This window comes from Paracoccus angustae (genome assembly GCF_042648745.1).
Taxonomy (GTDB): domain Bacteria; phylum Pseudomonadota; class Alphaproteobacteria; order Rhodobacterales; family Rhodobacteraceae; genus Paracoccus; species Paracoccus angustae.
In genome coordinates this window covers 521,359-547,112 of record NZ_JBHRXY010000001.1, presented here as the reverse complement: position 1 = coordinate 547,112, position 25,754 = coordinate 521,359, and the positions used below count along the sequence as shown (strand labels likewise).

At 67.1% G+C, this 25,754-nt stretch carries 22 protein-coding genes; 12 read left to right on the top strand and 10 right to left on the bottom strand.

Features of this window, described 5'->3' with window-relative positions; translation table 11 throughout:
* Window positions 1–5 precede the first annotated feature (5 nt).
* The 4 genes from ppk2 to ACFOM8_RS02895 form a co-directional block, all read right to left on the bottom strand.
* Entirely contained in the window at window positions 6–884 is an 879-nt protein-coding gene (gene ppk2, locus ACFOM8_RS02910) for a polyphosphate kinase 2 (RefSeq protein ID WP_377759120.1), read from the bottom strand.
* Between the two features lie 4 nt (window positions 885–888).
* Window positions 889–1,815, bottom strand: coding sequence for a homoserine O-succinyltransferase (locus ACFOM8_RS02905; protein ID WP_377759119.1), 927 nt, complete (start codon window positions 1,813–1,815; stop codon window positions 889–891).
* Between the two features lie 4 nt (window positions 1,816–1,819).
* On the bottom strand, window positions 1,820–2,680 hold the full coding sequence (locus ACFOM8_RS02900) for an ATPase (protein WP_377759117.1): 861 nt from the start codon (window positions 2,678–2,680) through the stop codon (window positions 1,820–1,822).
* 99 nt (window positions 2,681–2,779) lie between these two features.
* Entirely contained in the window at window positions 2,780–3,934 is a 1,155-nt protein-coding gene (locus ACFOM8_RS02895) for an OmpP1/FadL family transporter (protein WP_377759116.1), read from the bottom strand.
* Window positions 3,935–4,183: 249 nt separating this feature from the next.
* On the opposite strand from ACFOM8_RS02895, the gene guaB reads away from it, so the two are divergent.
* Complete coding sequence (gene guaB / locus ACFOM8_RS02890) at window positions 4,184–5,632, top strand: IMP dehydrogenase (RefSeq protein WP_377759114.1); 1,449 nt, start codon at window positions 4,184–4,186, stop codon at window positions 5,630–5,632.
* A gap of 322 nt (window positions 5,633–5,954) precedes the next feature.
* On the opposite strand, the gene ACFOM8_RS02885 is transcribed toward guaB, so the two are convergent.
* A complete protein-coding gene (locus tag ACFOM8_RS02885) occupies window positions 5,955–6,299 on the bottom strand; it encodes a TA system antitoxin ParD family protein (RefSeq protein ID WP_377759112.1) in 345 nt (114 codons plus the stop codon).
* 602 nt (window positions 6,300–6,901) lie between these two features.
* Window positions 6,902–7,216: an FYDLN acid domain-containing protein gene (locus ACFOM8_RS02880; protein ID WP_377759111.1), complete on the bottom strand. Its 315-nt coding sequence runs from the start codon at window positions 7,214–7,216 to the stop codon at window positions 6,902–6,904.
* A gap of 111 nt (window positions 7,217–7,327) precedes the next feature.
* Here ACFOM8_RS02880 and ACFOM8_RS02875 point away from each other — a divergent pair, with 111 nt between their 5' ends.
* Both ACFOM8_RS02875 and ACFOM8_RS02870 read left to right on the top strand, forming a co-directional pair.
* Complete coding sequence (locus ACFOM8_RS02875) at window positions 7,328–8,026, top strand: M48 family metallopeptidase (protein WP_377759109.1); 699 nt, start codon at window positions 7,328–7,330, stop codon at window positions 8,024–8,026.
* 31 nt (window positions 8,027–8,057) lie between these two features.
* Window positions 8,058–8,705, top strand: coding sequence for a GntR family transcriptional regulator (locus ACFOM8_RS02870; protein WP_377759107.1), 648 nt, complete (start codon window positions 8,058–8,060; stop codon window positions 8,703–8,705).
* A gap of 158 nt (window positions 8,706–8,863) precedes the next feature.
* Here ACFOM8_RS02870 and ACFOM8_RS02865 read toward each other — a convergent pair whose 3' ends face one another.
* Window positions 8,864–9,499, bottom strand: coding sequence for a lipid-binding SYLF domain-containing protein (locus ACFOM8_RS02865; protein WP_377759105.1), 636 nt, complete (start codon window positions 9,497–9,499; stop codon window positions 8,864–8,866).
* Window positions 9,500–9,613: 114 nt separating this feature from the next.
* Window positions 9,614–10,618 carry a porphobilinogen synthase gene (gene hemB, locus ACFOM8_RS02860; protein ID WP_377759103.1) on the bottom strand — a complete coding sequence of 335 codons (1,005 nt, stop codon included), beginning with the start codon at window positions 10,616–10,618 and terminating at the stop codon, window positions 9,614–9,616.
* An 89-nt stretch (window positions 10,619–10,707) separates the two neighbouring features.
* Here hemB and ACFOM8_RS02855 point away from each other — a divergent pair, with 89 nt between their 5' ends.
* The 4 genes from ACFOM8_RS02855 to ACFOM8_RS02840 are packed head-to-tail and all read left to right on the top strand — an operon-like array spanning window position 10,708 to window position 16,483.
* Window positions 10,708–11,280, top strand: a complete 573-nt coding sequence (locus tag ACFOM8_RS02855; RefSeq protein ID WP_377759101.1) for a hypothetical protein — start codon at window positions 10,708–10,710, stop codon at window positions 11,278–11,280.
* Between the two features lie 36 nt (window positions 11,281–11,316).
* The gene (mfd, locus tag ACFOM8_RS02850) at window positions 11,317–14,763 is read left to right on the top strand and encodes a transcription-repair coupling factor (RefSeq protein ID WP_377759099.1); all 3,447 of its coding nucleotides are present in this window, start codon (window positions 11,317–11,319) and stop codon (window positions 14,761–14,763) included.
* The gene (locus tag ACFOM8_RS02845; protein WP_377759098.1) at window positions 14,760–15,878 is read left to right on the top strand and encodes an aminodeoxychorismate synthase component I; all 1,119 of its coding nucleotides are present in this window, start codon (window positions 14,760–14,762) and stop codon (window positions 15,876–15,878) included. The genes mfd and ACFOM8_RS02845 overlap by 4 nt, the downstream gene beginning before the upstream one ends.
* On the top strand, window positions 15,839–16,483 hold the full coding sequence (locus ACFOM8_RS02840) for an aminotransferase class IV family protein (RefSeq protein WP_377759096.1): 645 nt from the start codon (window positions 15,839–15,841) through the stop codon (window positions 16,481–16,483). Before ACFOM8_RS02845 ends, ACFOM8_RS02840 begins: the two co-directional genes overlap by 40 nt.
* Before the next feature lie 195 nt (window positions 16,484–16,678).
* Here ACFOM8_RS02840 and clpA read toward each other — a convergent pair whose 3' ends face one another.
* Window positions 16,679–19,000, bottom strand: a complete 2,322-nt coding sequence (gene clpA, locus ACFOM8_RS02835; RefSeq protein ID WP_377759094.1) for an ATP-dependent Clp protease ATP-binding subunit ClpA — start codon at window positions 18,998–19,000, stop codon at window positions 16,679–16,681.
* A gap of 211 nt (window positions 19,001–19,211) precedes the next feature.
* Entirely contained in the window at window positions 19,212–19,958 is a 747-nt protein-coding gene (gene gloB, locus ACFOM8_RS02830) for a hydroxyacylglutathione hydrolase (protein ID WP_377759093.1), read from the bottom strand.
* A 58-nt stretch (window positions 19,959–20,016) separates the two neighbouring features.
* On the opposite strand from gloB, the gene ACFOM8_RS02825 reads away from it, so the two are divergent.
* The 5 genes from ACFOM8_RS02825 (at window position 20,017) to atpD (ending at window position 25,752) form a co-directional block, all read left to right on the top strand.
* Window positions 20,017–20,847, top strand: coding sequence for a class I SAM-dependent methyltransferase (locus ACFOM8_RS02825; protein WP_377759091.1), 831 nt, complete (start codon window positions 20,017–20,019; stop codon window positions 20,845–20,847).
* Between the two features lie 469 nt (window positions 20,848–21,316).
* Window positions 21,317–21,883 (top strand): F0F1 ATP synthase subunit delta, encoded by a 567-nt coding sequence (locus ACFOM8_RS02820; protein ID WP_377759089.1) that lies wholly within the window; start codon window positions 21,317–21,319, stop codon window positions 21,881–21,883.
* Window positions 21,883–23,418, top strand: a complete 1,536-nt coding sequence (gene atpA, locus ACFOM8_RS02815) for a F0F1 ATP synthase subunit alpha (protein WP_377759088.1) — start codon at window positions 21,883–21,885, stop codon at window positions 23,416–23,418. The genes ACFOM8_RS02820 and atpA overlap by 1 nt, the downstream gene beginning before the upstream one ends.
* Before the next feature lie 12 nt (window positions 23,419–23,430).
* Window positions 23,431–24,309, top strand: coding sequence for a F0F1 ATP synthase subunit gamma (locus ACFOM8_RS02810; protein WP_377759087.1), 879 nt, complete (start codon window positions 23,431–23,433; stop codon window positions 24,307–24,309).
* Between the two features lie 18 nt (window positions 24,310–24,327).
* A complete protein-coding gene (gene atpD, locus ACFOM8_RS02805; protein ID WP_377759086.1) occupies window positions 24,328–25,752 on the top strand; it encodes a F0F1 ATP synthase subunit beta in 1,425 nt (474 codons plus the stop codon).
* The last annotated feature ends 2 nt before the right edge of the window (window positions 25,753–25,754 follow it).

Genomic DNA, 25,754 nt, shown 5'->3' with positions numbered 1-25,754 from the left:
CGCTCCTACGCATCCAGCAATTCCGGCCCGCCGGTGATCGCCGGGTCGGGAATGCCGATCACCTCGGCGTCCTTGCCCGCGAAATCCACCGCGTCCAGCACCGTCTGGATCGCCGCGAGCCGCGCGCGGCGCTTGTCGTCCGACCGGATCACGGTCCAGGGGGCGATCGGCGAATGCGACAGGTTCAGCGTGTCGCGGATCGCCGCCGTGTAGTCGTCCCATTTCGCCAGCCCGTCCACGTCGATGCGCGACAGCTTCCATTGCTTCAGCGGATCGGCTTCGCGGTCCAGAAAGCGGCGCATCTGTTCGGCGCGTCCCACGTTCAGCCACAGCTTGACCAGGATAATGCCGTCGTCCACCAGCATCTGTTCGAACCCCGGCAGTTGCCTGAAGAACGCGTTGCGCTGCTGTTCCGTCGAAAAGCCGAAGACGCGTTCCACCACGCCGCGGTTGTACCAGCTGCGGTCGAACAGCGCCATTTCGCCCGCGGCGGGCAGCCAGTCCACGTAGCGCTGGAAATACCACTGGCCCGCCTCGCGGCTGGTGGGGGTCGGCAGGGCCACGATGCTGGCAGAGCGCGGGTTCAGGTTCTCGCGCATCCGCTCGATGGTGCCGCCCTTGCCGGCGGCGTCGCGGCCCTCGAACAGCACGACCACGCGCTTGCCGGTCGCCACCACGTCATGCATCATGCGAACCAGTTGCAGCTGCAACCGCGCCATCTGCGCGTCGTAGGCCTTGCGGTCCATCTCCTCGCGATAAGGGTAGGTCGGGTCCAGGATGTCGTCCTTGCCCGCGCCCTCCAGGGCCTTGCGGATCTCCTTCGGCGCGGCTTTCAGCGCGGCGGTGATCTGGCCGACCAAGGGCAGGTCCGGGGTTTCTGCCATCTGCTTATCCTTCGCCGATGCGGGACATGTCGTATTCTGTCGTCTGATAGATCTCGTTGATCCAGTTACCGTAAAGCAGATGCGCGTGGCTGCGCCAGCGGTTCGAGGGCGCGCGCGCCGGATCGTCGTCGGGATAATAGTTCAGCGGCACGTTGATCGCCTTTCCCGCCGCAACGTCGCGGTCGTATTCCTCTTTCAGGGTCGTGCTGTCGTATTCCAGGTGGTTGAAGATATAAAGCGCGCGATGCCCCGGGTCCTCCAGCAGGCAGGGACCGCACTGGTCGCTGGCCAGCAGCGTGCGCAGGGCGGGGCGGGCGTCCACGTCCGCCTGCCGCACCTCGGTCCAGCGGCTGACGGGAACCAGAACGTCGTCCGAAAAGCCCCTCAGATAGGGCGAGGCCGGGGCCAGGTTGCGGTGGCGGAAGCAGCCAAAGGCCTTGTGGTCCAGGGGGTGCTTGTCCAGCCGGTGGAAATGCCAGGCCATCGCCATGCCGCCCCAGCAGACGCCGAAGGTCGAATGGACGTGGCTCTGCGTCCAGTCGAAGACCCGGGTCAGTTCGTTCCAATAGGTCACGTCCTCGAAGGGCAGCTGCTCGACCGGGGCGCCGGTTATGATCAGGCCGTCGAACTTCTCGCCGGTCGCCTCGACCTCGCGGAAGGGACGGTAGAAGCTTTCCATGTGGTCGGCCGCCGTGTTGCGGCTTTCGTGGTCCGACATGCGGATCAGCTGGAAGTCGATCTGCAACGGCGTGGCGCCGATCAGCCGGGCGAACTGGTTTTCCGTCTGGATCTTCTTGGGCATCAGGTTCAGAAGCCCGATGCGCAGCGGGCGGATGTCCTGGGTCGCGGCCCGGCCCGGAGACATGACCATCACGCCTTCGTCCGAAAGGATGCGGTAGGCGGGAAGGTTCTCGTTCAGGGTGATGGGCATGGGTTCATTCCTTGCGGTCGATGGCGCGGGCGATCAGGGCGTCGAAATCCGCGGGGCTGCGGACCCCGGCGACCTCCTCGGCCAGGATGGTGACGCCGCGCCGCGCCATGGCTTCGTATCGCGGCTGGCGGTGCGCCAGGGCGCGGGCATAGGTCCAGCGGATGAAGTCGTCGGGGTTGACCTCGTTTTCTTCCAGGCCCTTTTCGACGCGATAGGCGATCCAGGCCTTTTCCAGGAATTCCGGCTGGTAATACATGGGCTTGGGCGCGCGGTCGAAGCGGCGCACCAGTTCGGCGGTATGGGCGTCCGATCCCTTGATCCAGACCATAAGCAGATCGCGCTCCAGCGCGGACAGCACCGGGTCGGCGGGGTCGTCGGGATCCACCACCTCGCAGATCGAGCCCCCGCTGTCGCAAACGAAATGCGGGATCGCGTAGATGTCGCGGGCGCGGTCCATGAAATGGCGGGTGTCCAGCAGCGCCGCGATTTCGGCCCGGCGGTGCTGGTTCTGGCGCAGGCAGTATTCGTCGAAAGGCAACCCCCCGCGGGACGGGCTGCCGGGCTTGCCCAGGTATGTGGACAAGGGTGCAAGGTTGTCGAAGGTGATGTTGCTGGCGACATAGATGCTGTCCGACAGCAGAAGCTCGCGCAGGAAGGGCACCTTCATCGCCTCGCGCTTGAAGTTGTCGGCGATGAACTCGCCCATGTAGCGGGTGCCGATGCGGTAATCGACCGAGTAGTGGAACCAGTCGCCCGCGTCGCGCAGCATGTTGGCCAGATAGGTCTTGCCCAGGCCCGACATCCCGAACAGGACAACGCGCTTGGCGCCCGTTCCCAACCATTCGCTGCCGCTGCCATAGATCATCGGGTGCCCCTTCGTTTCGGGCGCATAGGTAATGCGCGGGCCGCGGAAAGCAAAGGCCCCGCCGGGGCGGGGCCTTGCCGTTGTTGCGACGGTCCGGGTTCAGAAGCTGTAGCCGATGCGGACGCCGACGCCCCAGGCGTGATTGTCCTCCATCGTGGCGACGGTGGTCTTGTTGCCGGTTTCCCCGATGCCGAGGTCGGAACCGCCCAGCCGGGTGTAGTTGATGCCCGTGGTGATCCTGAGGTTGTCCATCGTGTAGATGGCCGCCAGCGTCACACCCTTGCGCCCGTTGGTGGGCGCCAGCGGCGAAACCGTGTCGCCTTCGCTGGGCTCATAGGTGAACGACAGAGAGCCGGACCAGTTCTCGGTGATCTTGCGGCCGACGCCCAGCGTATAGGTCGTGGTATCCTCGACCTCGACCAGCGGAACCGTTCCCCCAGTGGGCGTCGCGATCGGGAAGACCGCGTTGTCGACGATGAATTCGGACCATTTCACCCAGCGGATCGACCCGAACACCAACGTGTCCTCGGCCACCCCGGTTTGTCCTTCCAGGGTCCAGCTGCGCGGCGTCTTGACCGTATACTGCCCCGAAATCGTGTCCGTGATGCCGCCGGTCGCGGCAAGAATGACATCGCCGGTTTCGGTCATGTCGAAGTCGTGCTCGATGTCCGAGTTGTAGGTCAGCGACACGCGGCCGGCGATCTCCGGGATCTCGTAGGCCGCGCCAAGGACATAGCCCAGGCCCCATTCGTCGTCGATCTCGAGGTTGTAGGGCGGCGCGATCCTGCTGTACCCCGCCCCGTTCAGGGTCACGCGGCCATCGGCCTTCGAGGCGCGGATCCCGCCATGGATCGAAAAGTTGTTGTCGAACTTGTATCGCGCCAGCGCCGTCAGGGTGGTCGAATTGACCTCGACCCGCGTTCCGCCCAGAACCGGCGATCCTGCGGGCGCCAGCGGATAAAGGATGTCCGCCCCGAACGGCTGCTCCATGATGATGGCAGCCGACAGGTTGCCGGTGAACTGGTGCTTGTAGGCCAGCCCCAGGAAGCCATAGCCTTGCGCCACGTCGCCCGTGTCGAAGCCCGCGATGTCTGTTCCCTCGACTGTCGGATCCACGCCGCCGAAGCTCAATTCGGCAAAGTTTCCTTCCTCGAACAAAGCCGACAAGGACTGCGGCGCGCGTTCGATCCCGCCTGCAACGAGCGGGGATGCGGAGATCAGCAGAAGCGCACCGCCGGTCACGATTTTTTTCATAGGTTCCTCCCTTGGCAGTCATGCGACCGCTTGCCTCGCAACTTACCGCCGATGTTCTACGAATCAATTAAGAGCGCAACATGACGCGGCGTTCGCACGGAACGCGCGTCCCGCCCGTGGCATTGGGGCAACTTTCGGTTGTTCCGCCCCGCCGCCCCGGCGCAACAAAATCGCCCCTGCGCACTGGACAAACCCTGCTGCCCGTGAAAGGGGAAACTGCCAAACGAAATTGCCGCAAGGACACCCCCTATGCAGATTCGTGAGGCCCTCACCTTTGACGATGTGCTTCTGGTTCCCGCCGCATCCACGGTCATGCCCTCGACCGCCGACGTGACCACGCGCGTGACGCGCGCCATCGCCATGAACATCCCGCTTCTGTCCTCCGCCATGGACACGGTGACGGAAAGCCGCATGGCCATCGCCATGGCCCAGGCCGGCGGCATGGGCGTGATCCACCGCAACCTGACAACCGAGCAGCAGGCCGACGAGGTGCGCCGGGTCAAGCGGTTCGAGTCGGGCATCGTCTACAACCCCATCACCCTGCGTCCCGACCAGACCCTGGCCGATGCCAAGGCCTTCCAGGACCGCTACAACGTCACCGGCTTTCCGGTCGTGGACGAGATGGGCCGCGTCGTCGGCATCGTGACCAACCGCGACATGCGCTTCGCCAGCGACGACCGCACCCCCGTGCGGGCCATGATGTCGTCGGAAAACCTGGCGATCCTGCGCGAGCCCGCCGACCGGGCCGAGGCGATCAGCCTGATGAAGGCCCGCCGGATCGAGAAGCTGCTGGTCACGGACGCCCATGGCAAGCTGACCGGGCTGCTGACGCTGAAGGACACCGAGCAGTCGGTGCTGAACCCGCTGGCCTGCAAGGACGACCTGGGCCGGCTGAGGGTCGCAGCCGCATCCACCGTCGGCGACGAGGGGTTCGAGCGCAGCCAGGCCCTGATCGAGGCGGGCGTGGACATGGTGGTGATCGACACCGCCCACGGCCATTCGGCAGGCGTCGCCAAGGCGGTCGAGCGCGTCAAGATGTTCTCGAACGAGGTGCAGGTGGTCGCGGGCAACGTCGCCACCGCCGAGGCCACGCGGGCGCTGATCGACGCGGGCGCGGACGCGGTCAAGGTGGGCATCGGGCCGGGCTCGATCTGCACCACGCGGATCGTCGCGGGCGTGGGCGTGCCGCAGTTGACGGCGATCATGGACGCGGCAAGCGCGGCGGGCGACGTGCCGATCATCGCGGACGGGGGCATCAAGTTCTCGGGCGACTTCGCCAAGGCCATCGCGGCGGGCGCAAGCTGCGCCATGGTCGGCAGCGCCATCGCCGGGACGGATGAATCGCCCGGCGAGGTGATCCTGTACCAGGGCCGGTCGTTCAAGTCCTATCGCGGCATGGGCTCGCTTGGCGCCATGGCGCGGGGCTCGGCCGACCGCTATTTCCAGAAGGACGCCGCCACCGACAAGCTGGTGCCGGAAGGGATCGAGGGTCAGGTGCCCTACAAGGGCCCGGCGGGAACGGTGATCCACCAGCTTGTGGGCGGCTTGCGCGCCGCCATGGGCTATACCGGCTGCGCAACGGTCGCCGAAATGCGCCGCAACTGCCAGTTCGTGCGCATCACCGGCGCGGGGCTGAAGGAAAGCCATGTCCACGATGTGCAGATCACGCGGGAAAGCCCGAACTATCGGCTTGGATGATCGACGCGCTGTCGGATTTCGATGTTGGTGTCCGACCGATGCCTCGGGCATTGGACATTGAAGATTTACGGCAACGTCGGCACCCGCGACTGATGCATATTGATGCTGAACCAAAGAGGATTGCCGATTTACCGATGCAGTCGCGACGGCCCACCCGCCGGTAGGGGGCGGACGGAGGCCTCCGCCGGCGCGTCCCGAAGCTCGTCGCGCTGGATGATGTCGGCATTGACGAAAGAACCGGCTAATCTTGGGGCGACGCGGGTCTGATACAAGGTCGATTTGCCGCCGCCATCTGGGCCGGCAAGCAGGACAAGGGTCGGTCTCATGCGGCGGAATTGTCCCGGGCGTGGATCAGATTGCCGCCTGCATCCAGCCCGACGCCCTGGCCAAGCGCCTGGCGTTCCGCAAAGAAGGACATCCCGGTGTCCGAAGGCTGGCCCATCGTCCCGGTGAAGGCGTCCAGCCATGCCGCTTCTTCATCCTCGCTCAGCCGGGCCGTGTCGAGCTTGCCTTCAAGGGCTGCGGTGATGCGGGCATGATCGAACCGGCCCGAATGTCCGATCGCCCGGCCGATCCTGAGCCGATGCGTGATCTGCCCGGCCACGGACCGGCTGTGCAGGTCCGTCTCGCGGCGGGCCAGAGCCATGATGTCGTCGGCAGGTTTCAAGGATCGACCCATCGCCACCTGCCGCGCTGATCCATAAGGTGGCAAAAGGCAACCTTGGCATCAAGGCTTTGATGTGTCGGCAGGGCGATCGGTCTTCCGCGGCCTTGCGGTGAGACATGAGCCGCGCGCTGGCGTGGGTGATGTTCGGAACACGGCAAAGCTTTTGGCTGCTGATACCCTTCTTGCCGGACACCATCAGGTGAACAGCTTGCAGCCACGTGCGCCGGGAAACGCGGCTTTCCGCAAAGATCGTGCCGATCCGCAGGGTGAACCGCTTGCGGCATTCCGCGCGCATCTTGAAGCCGTGACGCTCACGCCTTTCGGGTTCTTTCTGAACGGCTTGCAGCGAACGCCAATGAGGTCGTCGACATCGCCGCAGTTTTCACGGTGCGGGCAGACGGGACCATCTGGCGCGAACGCAGCGGCTTCGTCAGGCAAGGTCTGAACAGGGCGGCTTTGGTGACTTTCTCGACTCCATGCTCCCGATGCAGCATCGGGGTTGGGTGCGTGGGATGAACGCTGGCTGCAAGCAAGACGGCAAGGCCAGGCGTCCTGCGGCGCCGCCGAAGCGAAAAGGCCGGTCCCGGGACCGGCCTTTTTCCTTATTCCTCGTCGTTGTCGGCGACATCCGCGATGTCGTCCAGCGACACGTCGCCGTCGTCATCGTCTTCCTCCAGCAGATCGTCGTCCAGTTCGCCGGCATCCTCGCCCAGATCCTCGTCGTCGTCGACCAGGTCATCGTCGTCGCGGACGGCGGTCTTCTCGGTGACAAGCGTCTTCCCGCGCGAGTCGGTCAGGCTTTCCAGCGTGAACGTGTTCCCGCAGGCGGGGCAGGTCATCGGATTGGCGCGCAGATCATAAAAGCGCGTCGCGCAGTGCGGGCACAGGCGTTTCGTGCCCCATTCCTCTTTGGGCATGGCATTCTCCTTCCGCCGCGTTTAGGAAATCGGTGGACCCCCTGCCACAGGTGCCGGGGGGTGTCAAAGGCTTTTCTGACAGGGACCGCGGGGCAGGGCAAGGGCAGGCGGATGGCCGAGGCGTTCATCATCGGCAACGGGATGCGGATCACCTGCCGGCGGTCGGCGCGGGCGCGGCGGATGGTCCTGCGGGTGCCGCGCGACGGCGGGCCGTTGGTGCTGACGCTGCCCGCCCATGTGGCGCTGTCCGACGGCGCGGCCTTTGCGGAATCGAAGGCGCGCTGGCTGTTGCAGGCGGCAGAACGGCGGCCCGCGCCCAGCATCGTCCGCCACGGGGCCGCCCTGCCGGTGGCGGGGGTGCCGCTGGTGCTGGCGCCCGCCGCTGTTCGCGCCGCCGCGATTGCGGGCGATGCCCTGCTGCTGCCCGCCGGCCGTCCGGCGGGTCCGGTGGCGCAGGCATTCCTGAAACACCGGGCCATGCAGCAGTTGCGCGCCGCCTGCGACCGCCATGCGGCGGCGCTTGGCCGCCCGTATCGCGCCATCGTGCTGCGCGACACGCGGTCCCGTTGGGGCAGTTGCACCTCGGACGGGAGGCTGATGTTTTCCTGGCGGCTGGCGATGGCCCCGCCCGCCGTGCTGGACTATGTCGCGGCGCACGAGGTGGCGCATCTGCGCCACATGGACCATTCGCCGCGCTTCTGGGCGGCCGTGGCGGGGCTGATGCCCGGCTATGCGCGCCACCGCGATTGGCTGCGGCGGCACGGGTCTGATCTGATGGTCTGGCAGTTCCGCGATCCGGCGGGGGATTGACGAAGGCGGATTTTGTGATCACAAGCGGGCCATGAACGCGTCCGCCCGTCCCACCGACCCGTCCGCCCATGAAAAGCTGTACCGCAACCTGCGCAGCCGGATCATGCTGGGCGAGCTGCCGCCCGGCAAGGCGCTGACCCTGCGCGGCATCGCCCGCGAATACCACCTGTCCATGACCCCCGCGCGCGAGGCGGTGCGCCGCCTGGTGGCGGAGGGCGCGCTGACCTTGTCGGCATCCGGGCGCGTGACCACGCCCGCGCTGTCGGACGACCGGATCGAGGAACTGGCCGCCCTGCGCGCCCTGATCGAGCCGGAACTGGCCGCCCGCGCGCTGCCGCGCGCGCATTTCGCGCTGATCGACCGGCTGGCGCAGATGAATGCCCGCATCGCCGACGCGGTGGAAAATCATGATGCGGTGGGCTATATCCGCTGCAACCTGGAATTTCACCGGATGCTGTATCTGCGCGCGCAAGCGCCCGCGATGCTGGCGATGCTGGAAACCATCTGGCTGCAACTTGGGCCGACCATGCGCGCGCTTTACGGCCGGGTGAAGCGGAACGAGCCGCCGCGCCACCACCGCATGATCCTGGCCGCGCTGCGGGCGGGTGACGAACCCGCCCTGCGGCTGGCGGTGCGCGCCGATGTCACGCACGGGCTGCGGCATTTGACCTCGGGATGAGAACGGCGAGGGCCATCGCCTTCGCCGCCGCGTGACCGCGCCACCCGCGTCGCCGGGTCGGGCCGCACCGTCTCTGATGGTGCCCGGTCAGGCGGGCGGGCAAACGCTGGTCGCGTATCCTTGTCCCGCCCGGCAGGCCGGTTCAGGTTCGAGCCAAGTCAGCCCCGCCTCATCTGCGGCAGGCCCATGCCGCCAAAGCCCAGCGTCGGGATCTCGGACGGGATGACGCGGGTGTATTTCGTGCCCTCGATCGACGCCCCCGCCATCAGCCCCGCCTGGCCGAAGATCATCGCCACGACCGGCAGTTGCGCGGTGATCGTGTCCGCGCCAAGCGCCATGCCCCCCTGCGGGATCGCATAAAAGGCGTTGGCCCCCGCCAGCCAGCCGGGCGAGGCCCGGAACGAGGCCAGCGCCGCGTCCGTCTGGAAGATCAGCACATGCGCATATTGCTGCGCGCCCGCCTGAAAGCCGACGGTCGCGCGGGTGGCGGAATAGTAATCCACCGTCGCCCCGCCGATCCGCAGCGCGCCCTGCCCGTAGGCGCCGCCGACGCCAAGCGCGGCCTCGGTCATCAGCGGCATGTACAGAACGCCGCGCGCGTTCTGCACCAGGGCCTGCGCCGAGGGATAGTTCTGGACCAGATAGTTGTGCGTCGCGTCCACGCGCGCGTCCAGTTGCGCCGCCGCGTTCGTGCCGACGGCATTGCTGCACCCCGCCAGGGCCAGGGCGGCGGTGCCCGCCGCGCCCTTCAGCACCATGCGACGGCCCATCTTGGCCTGGAAATCTCTGCTCATCACGTGCCCCGCTGTGTCGCGCCGGATGATCCGGCATTTTGGCGCGGATGCTAGAAGATTTCCGGCGGCCTGTCACCCGTCCCGCAGGGGCGCACGCGGCGGACCGCCGGGCGGTCAGGCGCGCGCCGCGATCGCCTCGGCCACCAGGGGCGCGAAATAGGTGAGGATCCCGTCGCAGCCCGCCCGGCGGAAGCACAAGAGGCTTTCGAACATCGCATCGCGCGACAGCCAGCCGTTGCGGATGGCGCCTTCCAGCATCGCGTATTCGCCGCTGACCTGATAGGCGAAGGTCGGCGCGCCGAACTGGTCCTTCACGGCCCGGCAGATGTCCAGATAGGGCAGGCCGGGCTTGACCATCACCATGTCCGCGCCTTCGGCCAGATCGCGGGCCACGCAGCGGATCGCCTCGCCCCGGTTCGCGGGGTTGACCTGATAGGTCTTCTTGTCGCCCACCAGCCGCCCCGAGGCGCCCACGGCATCCCGGAACGGGCCATAGAACGAGGACGCGAACTTGGCCGCATAGGACAGGATCGCCACATGCTTGTGGCCTGCCCGTTCCAGCGCCCCCCGCAGCGCGCCGATGCGCCCGTCCATCATGTCCGAAGGACCGAGGATGTCCGCCCCGCTGTCCGCCTGGACCAGCGCCATGCGGACCAGCGCCTCGACGGTTTCGTCGTTCAGGATCTCGCCGTTCACGACGATGCCGTCGTGGCCGTTGGCGTTGTATGGATCCAGCGCGATGTCCGTCATCACCGCCAGATCCGGCACGGTTTCCTTGACGGCGCGGATGGCGCGGTTGCCGATGTTGTCGGGATCCCAAGCCCGCTCGCAGGTTTCCGTCTTAAGATCCCCGTCGGAATGGGGAAAGATGCAGAGGGCCGGGATGTTCAGCCGGGCCGCCCGTTCCGCCGCCCGCCGCGCCCCGTCCAGCGTCAGCCGTTCCACCCCGGGCATCGAGGACACCTCGCCCTCGGCCCCCGCGACCTCGCTCACGAAGATCGGCCAGATCAGGTTCGCGGGCGTCACGTCGCATTCCGACACCATCGCGCGGATCGCGGGGGTGCGGCGCAAGCGGCGCAGGCGCGAGGCGGGAAAAGGGGCGATGATCGGCGTCGGCATGGCGGGCTTCCTTTCCGGGGTGCGAGACGGCTTTTCCTTCGGCAACAGCCGTTCTAAGGTCGCCCGCGACCAAGGACAAGGAAGCCCGCGTGCCTCAATTCGACAGCCTGATCGGCTTTCTGGACAGCCGGTCCTTTGGCACGATCTGGTACTGGCTCGTGGTGATCGGCACTTGGTCCCTGACCGGCCGCAGCGTGATCGGCGTGCCCACCGAGATCGTCAGCCGCGCCCGCATGGCCGTGCAGGCGGACGAAGGCGACTCCCCGACCGTGCTGCACCTGCTGGACTGGCTGTCCCTTGTGCTGCCGCGCTGGCGGCTCAGCGCGCCCGAGGGCGTGGCGTTTCTGGCGCTGACGGGCTTTGCGCTGACCTCGCTGGCGATCATGGGCATCGGCTATGCGCTGGAACTGGCCCTGGCCTCGTTCCTGCTGCTGTTTCCCTTGGCGATGCTGTTCTGGATGCGCGTGGCCCTGGCCCGCCGCCTGATGCCGCTGCTGGAAGCGGCCGAGCGGGGCGCGCGCCCGATCCCCGAGGCGGCGGCCGAGGCGGTCCGGCGCATGGTGATCCACCGGCGGCTGGTCACGGCCCTGTCCATGGCGGCGGTCGCCGTCACCGCGCTGTGGGGGGCGCTGTGGTCGGTGATCCATCCCTATGGCTTCTGAACTTGACTCCGCCGCCGGGGGCTTTACCTCACGCTCATGGCCGAACATCTGATCCTTTCCGGCGCGCCCGAAGGCTATGACGCCGCCCTGATCGCGCGCGAGGCCGCGCGCGGCGCGCCCGTCATCCACATCGCCCGCGACGACCGCCGCATGGCCGCCATGCGCGCGGCCCTGGCGTTCTTCGCGCCGGATCTTGCCGTGCTGGATTTCCCGGCCTGGGACACGACGCCTTACGATCGCGTCTCGCCCTCGTCCGACATCCAGGCGGCGCGGATGGCCACGCTTGCGGGACTGGCGCAGGGGGCAGTCAAGGGGCCCTTCGTGCTGCTGACCACGCTGAACGCGGTTCTGCAACGGGTGCCCGCGCGCGCGGTCGTGCAGGGCGCCAGCTTCATCGCCCGCGTGGGCGACCGCATCGACGAGGGGGCGCTGCGCGACTTTCTGGTGCGCATGGGCTTCACGCAATCGCCCACGGTGACCGAACCCGGCGACTATGCCGTGCGCGGCGGCATCATCGACATCTTTTCGCCGGGCGAATCCGGTCCGGTGCGGCTGGATCTGTTCGGCGACGTGCTGGACGGCGCGCGCCGGTTCGACGCCGAGACGCAGCGCACCACGGAAAAGCTGTCCCGGATCGAGCTTGCGCCGATGTCCGAGGTGATCCTGGATCAGGACGCGATCACCCGGTTCCGCCAGAACTATCGCGCCGAATACGGCGGGGGCACGAACGACCCGCTTTATGAAAGCGTCAGCGCGGGACGCAAGACGGCGGGGATGGAGCATTGGCTGCCCTGGTTCCACGACCGGATGGAAAGCCTGTTCGACTATCTGCCCGGCGCGGCGGTCGCGCTGGACGACCACGTGGGCCAGGTGATCGACGCCCGGCGCGGCATGATCGACGAACAGTTCGGCGCGCGAAAGGCCGCCATGGCCGCGAAGGGGCGCAGCGACACGGTTTACAAGCCCGTGCCGCCCGAAGCGATGTTCCCGACCGAGGCCGAGTGGACCGGCTGGCTGTCACGCCACCGGGTGCTGCGCTTGTCGGTCCTGCCGCAGCCGCCGGGGCCGGGGGTGCTGGACGCGGGCGGCCGCGCGGGGCGCAATTTCGCGCCCGAACGCCAGGCCGAAGGCGTCAACCTGTTCAAGGCTTTGGCCGATCATGTGAAGGCTCTTTCCAGGGATTGCCGGGTGATCGTCGCGTCCTTCTCGGACGGTGCGCGGGAACGCCTGTCGGGACTGCTGGCCGACGAAGGCCTGGCGGGCGCCAAGCCCATCGGCGACATCCGAGACCTGCCCGACAAGCCCGGCGTGGTCGGCCTTGCCGTCTGGCCGCTGGACGAGGGCTTCGTGGCCGACGGACAGGCGCTTGGCAAGCTGGCGGTGATTTCCGAACAGGACGTGCTGGGCGACCGGCTGATCCGCGGCGCGAAAAAACGCCGCAAGGCCGACAACTTCCTGAAGGACACCACCAGCCTGACCCCGGGCGATCTGGTCGTGCATGTCGAACACGGCATCGGACGCTATACCGGGCTGGAAACGATCAAGGCCGCGGGCGTTCCCCACGACTGCGTGGCGCTGGAATACGCGGGCGGCGACCGTCTTTACCTGCCGGTCGAGAACATCGAACTGCTGTCCCGCTACGGCCACGAGGAAGGGCTGCTGGACCGGCTTGGCGGCGGGGCGTGGCAGGCCCGGAAAGCGCGCCTCAAGGAACGCATCAAGCTGATCGCCGACAAGCTGATGCGGGTGGCCGCCGAACGCCTGCTGCGCGCCGCGCCCGTGCTGGAACCCGACGATCACGACTGGCAGGCCTTCGCCGCCCGCTTTCCCTACAGCGAAACCGAGGACCAGCTGTCCGCGATCGAGGACGTGACCGAGGATCTGGCGGCTGGCCGCCCCATGGACCGCCTGATCGTGGGCGACGTGGGCTTCGGCAAGACCGAGGTCGCGATGCGCGCGGCCTTTATCGCCGCCAGCCAGGGAATGCAGGTCGCGGTCGTGGCGCCCACGACGCTGCTGGCCCGCCAGCATTTCAAGACCTTCGCCGAACGCTTCCGGGGCACCGCGATCTGCGTTCGCCCCTTGTCGCGCTTCGTGTCCGCCAAGGACGCCGCGAAAACGCGGGAAGGGCTGGCGGACGGAACCGTCGATGTCGTCGTCGGCACCCATGCGGTGCTGGCCAAGGGCGTGCGCTTCAAGAACCTCGGCCTGCTGATCATCGACGAGGAGCAGCATTTCGGCGTCGCCCACAAGGAACGGCTCAAGGAACTGCGCAGCGACATCCACGTCCTGACCCTGACCGCCACGCCCATCCCGCGCACGCTGCAACTGTCGTTGACCGGGGTGCGCGACCTGTCGGTGATCGGCACGCCGCCGGTGGACCGCCTGTCGATCCGCACCTATGTCAGCGAATTCGACAGCGTGACCGTGCGCGAGGCCCTGCTGCGCGAGAAGTATCGCGGCGGACAAAGCTTTTTTGTCGTTCCGCGCCTGGCCGACCTGCCCGAGGTCGAGCATTGGCTGCGGGAAAACATGCCCGAGGTCAGCTATATCGTGGCCCACGGCCAGCTTGCGGCGGGCGATCTGGACGGGCGGATGAACGCCTTCTACGACGGCAGCCACGACGTGCTGCTGGCGACCACCATCGTGGAAAGCGGGTTGGACATCCCCACCGCCAACACCATGATCGTCTGGCGCGCCGACATGTTCGGCCTGGCGCAGTTGTACCAGATCCGGGGCAGGGTGGGCCGGTCCAAGACGCGGGCCTATTGCTATCTGACCACCAAGCCGCGCCAGCCGCTGACCCCCCAGGCCATGCGGCGGCTGAAGTTCCTGGGGTCCATCGACGGGCTTGGCGCGGGCTTCAATCTCGCATCCCAGGATCTGGATCTGCGCGGCGCGGGCAACCTGCTGGGAGAGGAGCAGTCGGGCCATATCAAGGAGGTCGGCTTCGAACTTTACCAGCAGATGCTGGAGGAAACCATCGCCAAGCTGAAGTCGGGCGAGATCGAGGGCACGCCCGAGGACGAATGGGCGCCGCAACTGAACCTGGGCGTGCCGGTCACGATCCCGGAAAGCTATATCCCCGATCTGGACGTGCGCCTCGGGCTTTATCGCCGCCTGTCCGGCCTGACCACCAAGGTCGAGCTTGAAGGCTTCGCCGCCGAACTGATCGACCGCTTCGGCCCCCTGCCGCGAGAGGTCAACACCCTCCTGCTGGTCACCCGCATCAAGGCGATGGCCAAGCGGGCGAACATCGCGCGTCTGGATGCCGGACCGAAGGGGGCGACCGTCCAGTTCCACATGGACAAGTTCCCGAACCCCGCCGGTCTGGTAGAATTCCTGACCGAACAGGGCGGCAAGGCCAAGATCACCGACAACAGGATCTTCGTGCCGCGCGACTGGAAATCCGACGCCGACCGCATCAAGGGCGCCTTTGCCGTCGCGCGCGATCTGGCGGCCAAGGCCAAGGCCGCGAAGTGATCCGCTTCGACGCAGGGCCGCTGCCCGGCGGCACCCTGTTCGCGGACCCGCTGGACCTGATCCGCGCCGACAACCCCGAGGACGCCGAGCAGGCCCTGGCGCGGATCGAGGCCGCCCGTTCGGCGGGCCGCTGGCTTGCGGGCTATCTGTCCTATGAACTGGGCTATGCGCTGGCGCCGCGGCTGCGGCGGCTGATGCCAGCGGCGCGCGAGGTGCCGCTGATCCTGATGGGCGTCTTCGACGCGCCCCGTCCCGCGCCTCCCTTGCCTGATCATGCGGGCGTCGTCATCGGCCCGGCCCGTCCGCTTTGGACGCGCGACCGCTATGACCGGGCGATCCAGGCGGTGCATCGCTATATCGCGGCGGGGGATACCTACCAGATCAACCTGACCTTCCCGATGGAGGCCGACGTCGCGGGCGACCCGCTTGCCGTCCATGCGGCCCTGGCCGCGCGCCAGCCGGTGGGCGAGGGGGCCTTTGTCGCCCTGGACGGCCCGGCGGTGCTGTCGCGCAGCCCGGAGCTGTTCTTCGCGGTCGATGAAACCGGCCGCATCGCGACGCGCCCGATGAAGGGCACGGCCCCGCGCGGCCGGACGCCCAAGGCGGATGCCGCAGCGGCCGAGACGCTGGCCGCGTCCCCCAAGGACCGGGCCGAGAACCTGATGATCGTGGATTTGCTGCGCAACGACATCAGCCATGTCTGCGTGCCGGGCTCGGTCCATGTGCCGCGGCTGTTCCAGGTCGAGGCCTATGCGACGGTTCACCAGATGACCTCGACCGTCGAAGGCCGGCTTGCCCCCGGCACGCGCCTGACAGACATCCTGCGGGCGCTGTTTCCCTGCGGCTCGATCACCGGCGCGCCCAAGATCCGCGCCATGGAGATCATCGCCGAGTTGGAGGGGGCGGCCCGCGGCGTTTATTGCGGCGCCATCGGCTGGGCGGATCCGGCGGGGCCGATGCGGTTCTCGGTCGCGATCAGGTCGCCGGTCATGGTTGCGCCGGACCGGCTGCGGCTGAACGTCGGCGGCGGCATCACCCATGACAGCCGCGCCGGATCGGAATGGGAGGAGGCGCTGTGCAAGGCCGCATTTCTGGACCTGTCCCCGAGGGGCTGACCGTCTTTGAAACCATGCGCGGCGAGACGGACGGCCGCATTGCGCTGTGGCCGCTGCATCTCGACCGGCTGCGGCGGGATTGCGCGGCGGTGGGGTTTCCCCTGGACGAGGCGCAGGTGGAGGCCGCCTTGGCCGGTCTGCCGCGCGGGCGGGTCTTGCGCATAAGGCTGACGGTGGATGCGGCGGGGGCGGTCGGCGCCACGCATCAGCCTTTGCCGCCCGATCCGGGTTTCTGGCGGGTGGCGATCTCGTCCCTGCGGCTGGACAGCGCCGATCCCTGGCTGCGCGTCAAGACCTCGCACCGGCCGGTCTATGACGCGGCCCGCGCCGCGCTGCCGGACGGCATCGACGAGGCGATCCTGCTGAACGAGCGCGGGGAGATCTGCGAGGGAACCATCACCAGCCTGTTCCTGCGGCGGGGGAGCCGGTTCGCGACGCCGCCGCTGGCCTGCGGGCTGCTGCCTGGCGTGTTGCGCAGGTCGCTGATCGAAGCAGGCGAGGCGCGGGAAGCGCGGCTTCTGCCAAGCGACCTGGAAGCTGGGAATCTGTTCATGGGCAACGCCCTGCGCGGCCTGATCCCGGCGCGGCTGGTCCCCCCCGACTGAGCGGGCTGGCGTTCCCGCCCCCATCGACGGGGCCGGAACGCTGTGCCTTCGGCACGCCACCTTTCCACCAACGAAGGCGCCGCTGCGCTGGTTGCCTGCAAGCAGCCTTGCAAGGAGGGATACAAGCCCATCGCTGGGCAAAGAAAAGCCCCGCCGCGGCAGAGCCGGGCGGGGCTTCAAGGTCATGTCCGGCGATCAATCCGCCGTCAGCAGCGGCGTCTTGGACTTGCCGATGCGGGGGGCGTCGGGGCCGGTGATGTCGAAGACGGGCTTGTCGTCCTCGATCTTCACGCGGACCACGCCGCCCTTGGTCAGCCGGCCGAACAGCAGTTCCTCGGCCAGCGGCTTCTTGATGTTTTCCTGGATCACGCGGCCCAGGGGGCGGGCGCCCATCTTGTCGTCGTAACCCTTTTCGGCCAGCCAGTCGGCGGCTTCGGGGGTCAGCTCGATATGGACGTTGCGGTCCATCAGCTGCGCTTCCAGTTGCAGCACGAACTTCTCGACCACATGGACCACCACGTCGCGCGACAGCGCGGCAAAGCTGATGATCGCGTCCAGGCGGTTGCGGAACTCGGGCGTGAAGGTCCGCTCGATGGCGGCGGTATCCTCGCCCTCGCGCTTGTCGCGGCCAAAGCCGATCGCGGCCTTCTGCATGTCGGAGGCGCCCGCGTTCGAGGTCATGATCAGGATCACGTTGCGGAAATCGACCTGCCGACCGTTGTGATCGGTGAGCTTCCCGTGGTCCATCACCTGCAACAGGATGTTGTAGACATCCGGATGCGCCTTCTCGATCTCGTCCAAGAGCAGCACGCAATGGGGATGCTGGTCCACGCCGTCGGTCAGCATGCCCCCCTGGTCAAAGCCGACATAGCCCGGAGGCGCGCCGATCAGGCGGGAAACCGCGTGCTTCTCCATGTATTCCGACATGTCGAAGCGCAGCAGTTCGACGCCCAGGGTCGAGGCCAGCTGCTTCGCGACCTCGGTCTTGCCGACGCCCGTAGGTCCGGCGAACAGGTAGTTGCCGATGGGCTTTTCGGGTTCGCGCAGGCCAGCCCGCGCCAGCTTGATGGCCGAGGACAGCGCGGTGATCGCGGCGTCCTGGCCGAAGACCACGCGCTTGAGCGTCGCTTCCAGGTCGCGCAGAACCTCGGCATCGTCCTTGCTGACGTTCTTGGGCGGAATGCGGGCGATCTTGGCCACCACGGCCTCGATCTCTTTGGGCGAGATGGTCTTGCGGCGCTTGCTTTCGCTGACAAGGTGCTGGGCGGCCCCCGCCTCGTCGATCACGTCGATGGCGCTGTCGGGCAGCTTGCGGTCGTTGATGTAGCGGCTGGCCAGTTCCACCGCCGACTTGATCGCCTCGTTGGTATAGCGCAGGTCGTGGTGCTTTTCGAACGAAGGCTTCAGCCCCATCAGGATCTTGATGGTGTCGGCCACCGACGGCTCGTTCACGTCGATCTTCTGGAAACGGCGGCTCAGCGCGCGGTCCTTTTCGAAGTGCTGGCGGAACTCCTTGTAGGTCGTGGACCCCATGCAGCGCAGCTTGCCGCCCGACAGCGCGGGTTTCAGCAGGTTGGACGCATCCATCGCCCCGCCCGAGGTCGCGCCCGCGCCGATCACCGTATGGATCTCGTCGATGAACAGGATCGCGTCGGGATGGTTCTCAAGCTCCTTCACCACGGCCTTCAGCCGTTCCTCGAAATCGCCGCGATAGCGGGTGCCCGCAAGAAGCGCGCCCATGTCCAGCGAGAAGATCGTGGCGCCCGCCAGCACGTCCGGGGTTTCCCCCCGCGTGATTTTAAGGGCCAGACCCTCGGCGATGGCGGTCTTGCCCACGCCGGGATCGCCCACCAGCAAGGGGTTGTTCTTGCGGCGGCGGCACAAAACCTGGACCGCGCGCTCGACCTCGGCCTCGCGGCCGATCAGCGGGTCCACGTCCCCCTTTTTCGATTTGGCGTTCAGATCGACGCAATACTTGCCGAGCGCGGTCTCGTCCTTGGCCTCGGGCGCGGCCTCGGCCTGCTTTTGTTCGGGTTCGTCGGATCCGACGACCTTGCGGTTCTCGTTGAAGGACGGGTTCTTCGCCACGCCATGCGCGATGAAGTTGACCGCGTCGTAGCGGGTCATGTCCATCTCTTGCAGGAAGAAGGCGGCGTTGGATTCGCGTTCGGCAAAGATCGCGACCAGCACGTTGGCGCCCGTCACCTCTTGCCGGCCAGAGCTTTGGACATGGATCGCGGCGCGCTGGATCACCCGCTGGAAGGCGGCGGTCGGCACGGCCTCGGACCCCTCGACATCGGTGATCAGCGTCGAAAGATCGTCCTCGATGAAGTCGACAAGCAGCTTGCGCAGCTCATCCAGATCGACATTGCAGGCCCGCATCACCTTGACCGCGTCCGGTTCCTCGGTCAGGGCCAGCAGCAGGTGTTCGAGCGTGGCAAGCTCGTGTCGATGTTCGTTTGCCAGGGCAAGCGCCTGGTGAATGGCCTGTTCCAGGGAAGTCGAGAAACTTGGCACGGTCGTCTCCTGTCCAGTCGACTGGCGGTATAGGCATATCTTGTACCCACCTGCCCAGACTGTCACGATACAGTTAAGATTTGGTGGAATTCGCCCGGCATCAAGTGCTTTTTCACGCGGATGCCACGATTTTCCCACGGTTGAGGCAGATGTGATGCGCCGCCCGGCGAATTTCAAGCGCGGTCCCCGGACCGGCGCTTTTCGCTTGTCCTCAGAAGGCGTCCTTCATCGCCCTCAACCGGGCGAACACCTCGGCGTCCGGGGCGTTTTCCATGCCCAGCGACGGTCGCAGCGCCGCAACCCGCAGAAACGGATTGGTGCCGCGTTCCAGCGCCAGCGGGGCGGGCGCGCAGGGCTGGCGCGCCGCCTGCACCGTCTCCAGACGGTCGCGCAGCGCCTGGTTGCCGGGATCGACCGACAGCGCAAAGGCGCCGTTGCCCGCGCAATAGTCGTGGCCCGAGCAGATGAGCGTGTCCGGGGGCAGGGCGTTCAGCCGGGACAGGCTGTCCCACATCATCGCGGCCGTGCCCTCGAACAGGCGGCCGCAGCCGAGCGCCATCAGGCTGTCGGCGGTGAAGGCAAGGCCCGATCCGGGGAAGTGAAAGGCGACGTGGCCGATGGTGTGGCCGGGCACGTCGATGATCTCGACCGGCTCGCCCAGAACCTCCAGCGGCTCGCCGGGGCTGACGCGCAGATCTAGCGGCGGCAGGCGATGGGCGTCCGCCGCCGCGCCGATGACCATAGCCCCGGTTTCGCCTACGATCTGGGCCACGCCGTCGGTGTGGTCGGCGTGGTGATGGGTCAGCAGGATCGCCGACAGGGTCCAGTCCCGCGCCGATAGCTCGCGCAGGATGGGCGCGGCCTCGGGCGCGTCGATCAGGACCGTGCCCTCGTCGCCGTGCAGCAGATAGGCATAGTTGTCCTTGAGGCAGCGCAGCGTGACCAGTTCCAGCGGCATTGGCAAAGTCCCTTTCCTGTGATGAGGTCGAGCCTGTCAAAAGCCGGGCCGGGGCGCAATGCACCACGATATCGCGGATCTCCGCAGCTTCTACTACCAGCGCGCGCTTGGGCGCGTGGTGCAGCGCATCCTGCGCGACCGGCTGGTGACGCGATGGCCGCCCGCAGGCTGCACCGGCATGAACGTGGCGGGCTTCGGATTCGCCGCCCCGATGCTGAGGCCCTATCTGCACATCGCCCGGCGCGTCACGGCCCTGATGCCGGGGCCGCAGGGCGTGATGGCCTGGCCGGCGGGGATGCCCAACCACAGCGTCCTGTGCGACGAGACCGCCTGGCCGCTGGAAACCGGCAGCGTGGACCGGCTGGTGATGCTGCACGGGCTGGAAACCAGCGACGACCCGGCGGCCCTGCTGGCCGAGGCCTGGCGGGTGCTTGGTCCCGGCGGGCGGATGATGGTGATGGTGCCGAACCGCGCGGGGCTGTGGGCGGCGTCCGACCGCACCCCCTTCGGTTTCGGCCGCAGCTACACCACCGGTCAGATCGAGACGCAGGCGCGCCGCGCGGGCTTTGTGCCGGACTGGCACGGATCGGCCGTCTACATCCCGCCCTCGGACCGGCGCTTCTGGCTGGGCAGCGCGCAGATGTGGGAACGCACGGGCGCGCGCATCAGCCGGGTGCTGATCGCGGGCGTCGTGCTGATCGAGCTGTTCAAGCAGGTCCGCGCCCCCTTGGGCCCCGAACTGCGCGTCCATGTGCCGAGCCCCTTGGAAATCCTGGACGGCGTGGTCAGGCCGCGTCCGACCCGCGCGCCTGCGGGGCAGAACTTGCAGCATCTGCAAGAAAACCCCGCGGCGGACGCCCGAATCGGCCCCGACCTGTCCATAAGGTGATCTGCCGCACCGCAGCGAAACCGCCTATACGGAGGCTGTACCTGGTAGCCTATTGGTGACAAGTCGTCCGTTTCGCCGAACCCGACTTCGTGCCGAAGCGGAAAATACCCGTCTTGTTTCGTGGCGAGTAGCGCCCGGCGTGCCTCGCCAACCGCAAGGTTGGAGGGTCGCGCCGGGTTGTTCCCGCTGTCCATGCCGCACCTGCGAAGAAACCGTCCCGCTCCGGGTGTTCCTGGGTCCGGCGGCGGGTTGCCGCCGGTGCAGGATGCCTGCGGGATGCCTGCGGGATCCGAAGGTCGCAATCCTTCTCATTTCCGCGCGCTAGCCAGTTGCCCGGGCCGATTTCACCTGCTAGAGACGCCGCAGATTTCATAACGGCCCGTTGAAGGCCGTGCGAATGCGACCCGCACCCCGCGACAGACCGGACAAAAGCCCGGCCCGCCGGCGGGGTTTGCGCAAACCGTAAAGGATGACCGTGGCCAACTCTGTTTCCATGTCCCAGAGCATCGCCGGGCGCTATGCGCAGGCCGTCTTCGACATCGCCAGGGAGGAAGGGGGGCTGGACGCGCTGGCCCAGCAGACTGCCGATCTGCGCGCGGCGCTGGACGACAGCGCGGATCTGCGCGCCCTGATCTCCTCGCCCATCTACACCCGCGACCAGCAGTCCGCCGCCATTGCGGCGCTGTCGGAGCGCATGGGCTTTTCGCCCGTGCTGGCCAACACCCTGCAACTGATGGCCAGGAACCGCCGGCTGTTCGTGCTGCCGCAACTGGTGCGCCAGTTGCAGGCGCTGATCGCCGAGGAACGCGGCGAGGTGACGGCCGACGTGACCAGCGCCGTCGCGCTGACCGACGATCAGCAGGCCCGTCTGCGCGACACCCTGGCGCAGAAGTCGGGCAAGATCGTCAAACTGAACACGCGCGTCGATGAAAGCCTCATCGGCGGCATGATCGTCAAGCTGGGCTCGCAGATGATCGACAGCTCGATCCGCTCGAAGCTCGCTTCCCTCCAGAATGCTATGAAAGAGGTCGGATAATGGGAATCCAGGCTGCCGAGATTTCGGCCATCCTCAAGGATCAGATCAGGAATTTCGGCCAGGAGGCCGAGGTGGCCGAGGTCGGGCAGGTGCTGTCCGTCGGCGACGGCATCGCCCGCGTCTACGGCCTGGACAAGGTGCAGGCCGGCGAGATGGTGGAGTTCCCCGGCGGCGTTCGGGGCATGGTGCTGAACCTTGAAACCGACAACGTCGGCATCGTGATCTTCGGCGACGACCGGTCGATCCGCGAAGGCGACACCGTCAAGCGCACCCGTTCGATCGTGGACGTGCCGGTCGGCAAGGGCCTTTTGGGCCGCGTCGTGGACGCGCTTGGCAACCCCATCGACGGCAAGGGCCCCATCGACGCGACCGAGCGCCGGATCGCCGACGTGAAGGCCCCGGGCATCATGCCGCGCAAGTCGGTGCACGAGCCGATGGCGACCGGCCTCAAGGCCGTGGACGCGATGATCCCGGTGGGCCGCGGCCAGCGCGAGCTGATCATCGGCGACCGCCAGACCGGCAAGACCGCCATCGCGCTGGACACCATCCTGAACCAGCTGAACTACAACGGCCGCGAAGACGACGGCATGAAGACGCTGCACTGCGTGTATGTCGCCGTGGGCCAGAAACGCTCGACCGTCGCCCAGCTGGTCAAGAAGCTGGAAGAAACCGGGGCCATGGCCTATACGACGGTTGTCGCCGCCACCGCCTCGGACCCCGCGCCGATGCAGTTCCTGGCGCCTTATTCCGGCACGGCCATTGGCGAATACTTCCGCGACAACGGCATGGACGCGCTGATCATCTATGACGACCTGTCCAAGCAGGCCGTGGCCTATCGCCAGATGTCGCTGCTGCTGCGCCGTCCGCCCGGGCGCGAAGCCTATCCGGGCGACGTGTTCTATCTGCATTCCCGCCTGCTGGAGCGTTCGGCCAAGCTGAACGAGGCCAACGGCGCAGGCTCGCTGACCGCGCTGCCGATCATCGAGACGCAGGCGGGCGACGTGTCGGCCTATATCCCGACAAACGTGATCTCGATCACCGACGGCCAGATCTTCCTGGAAACCGAACTGTTCTTCCAGGGCATCCGTCCGGCCGTGAACACCGGCCTGTCGGTGTCCCGCGTGGGTTCGGCGGCCCAGACCAAGGCGATGAAATCGGTCGCCGGCCCGGTCAAGCTGGAACTGGCCCAGTACCGCGAGATGGCGGCCTTCGCGCAGTTCGGCTCGGACCTCGACGCCGCGACGCAGCGCCTGCTGAACCGCGGCTCACGCCTGACCGAGCTGATGAAGCAGCCGCAGTATCGTCCGCTGACGAACGCCGAGATCGTGATCGTGATCTATGCCGGGACCAAGGGCTATATCGACAACGTGCCGGTGCGCGATGTCGTGGCCTGGGAAGACGGGCTGATCCAGTTCCTGCGCAACCAGAAGGCCGATCTTCTGGACGACATGACCCGCAACGACCGCAAGGTTGGGGGCGAGCTGGAAGAAGCGATCAAGGCGGCCCTGGACGCATACAACAAGACCCGCGCCTGAGAGGGGGAATAGATGCCCAGTCTCAAGGATCTCAAGAACCGGATCGGAAGCGTCAAGAACACGCGGAAGATCACAAAGGCGATGCAGATGGTCGCCGCCGCGAAGCTGCGCCGGGCGCAGGACGCGGCGGAAGCCGCGCGTCCCTATGCCGACCGCATGGCGGCGGTGATGGCCGGGCTGACCGCGAACGCGGCCGGTTCGGCGTCGGCGCCGCGCCTGCTGGCGGGAACGGGCGCGGACCGCAAGCATCTGCTGGTCGTGATGACGTCGGAACGCGGCCTGGCGGGCGGCTTCAACAGCACCATCGTCAAGCTGGCCCGGCAGCACGCCGACCGCCTGAGCGGCGAGGGAAAAGAGGTCGCGATCCTGACCGTCGGCAAAAAGGGCCGCGAGCAGCTCAAGCGCGAGTACGGCAGCCTGTTCGTCAGCCATGTGGACATGGCCGAGGTCAAGCGCGTGGGCTATGAAAACGCCCGCGCCATCGCCGACGACGTGCTGGACCGCTTCGAGGCGGGCGACTTCGACGTGGCGACGATCTTCTACAACCGCTTTGAATCGGTGATCAGCCAGGTTCCGACCGCGCGCCAGATCATTCCGGCCGAAATGCCCGAAGGCGGCGCGACCGGCGGGGCCTCGGCGCTTTACGATTACGAACCCGGCGAGGATGCCATTCTGGCCGACCTGCTGCCGCGTTCGGTCGCGACGCAGATCTTCGCGGCGCTTCTGGAAAACGCGGCTTCCGAACAGGGCGCGCGGATGACGGCCATGGACAACGCCACGCGCAACGCGGGCGAGATGATCGACCGTCTGACGACCGAGTACAACCGCTCGCGTCAGGCCGCGATCACCAAGGAACTCATCGAAATCATTTCGGGCGCCGAGGCGCTCTGACACCTGAGGGGTAAACACATGGCAGAGGCCACCGGTAAAATCACGCAGGTGATCGGCGCCGTCGTTGACGTGCAGTTCGACAATCACCTGCCCGCGATCCTGAACGCGCTGGAAACCACCAACAACGGCAAGAAGCTGGTCCTGGAAGTGGCCCAGCATCTTGGCGAGAACACCGTCCGCACCATTGCGATGGACTCGACCGAGGGTCTGGTCCGCGGCGAGCGCGTCACCGACACCGGCGGCCCGATCACGGTGCCGGTCGGCGACGTGACGCTGGGCCGGATCCTGAACGTCGTGGGCGAGCCGGTTGACGAAGGCGCGCCGATCGACGCGACCGAGCGCCGGGCGATCCACCAGCCCGCGCCCGAATTCGCGCAGCAGGCGACCTCGTCGGAAATCCTGGTGACGGGCATCAAGGTCATCGACCTGCTGGCCCCCTATTCCAAGGGCGGCAAGATCGGCCTGTTCGGCGGCGCCGGGGTGGGCAAGACGGTTCTGATCATGGAACTGATCAACAACATCGCCAAGGTGCATTCGGGCTATTCCGTGTTCGCGGGCGTCGGCGAACGCACCCGCGAGGGCAACGACCTGTATCACGAGATGGTGGAATCGGGCGTCATCAAGCCGGACAACCTGGCGGAAAGCCAGGTGGCCCTGGTTTACGGCCAGATGAACGAGCCTCCGGGGGCACGGATGCGCGTGGCCCTGACCGGCCTGACCGTGGCCGAGCAGTTCCGCGACGCCACCGGCACCGACGTTCTGTTCTTTGTGGACAACATCTTCCGCTTCACGCAGGCGGGTTCCGAAGTGTCGGCCCTGCTGGGCCGCATCCCGTCCGCCGTGGGCTATCAGCCGACGCTGGCCACCGACATGGGCGCGATGCAGGAACGCATCACCTCGACCAAGAACGGCTCGATCACCTCGATCCAGGCCGTCTACGTCCCGGCCGACGACCTGACCGACCCGGCGCCCGCCACCACCTTCGCCCACCTGGACGCCACGACGGTGCTGTCGCGCGCGATCTCGGAACTGGGGATCTATCCGGCGGTGGACCCGCTCGACTCGAACAGCCGGATCCTCGACCCGGCCGTTGTCGGCGAGGAGCATTACCAGGTGGCCCGCGACGTGCAGGGGATCTTGCAGAAATACAAGTCGTTGCAGGACATCATCGCCATTCTCGGCATGGACGAACTGTCCGAGGAGGACAAGCTGACGGTGGCGCGCGCCCGCAAGATCCAGCGCTTCCTGTCGCAGCCCTTCGACGTGGCGAAGGTCTTCACCGGATCCGACGGCGTCCAGGTGCCGCTGGAAAAAACCATCGCGTCCTTCAAGGCCGTGGTCGCCGGTGAATACGACCACCTGCCCGAAGCCGCCTTCTACATGGTCGGCGACATCGAAGAGGTGAAGGCGAAAGCCCAGCGTCTCGCGGCAGAAGCCGCGTAAGG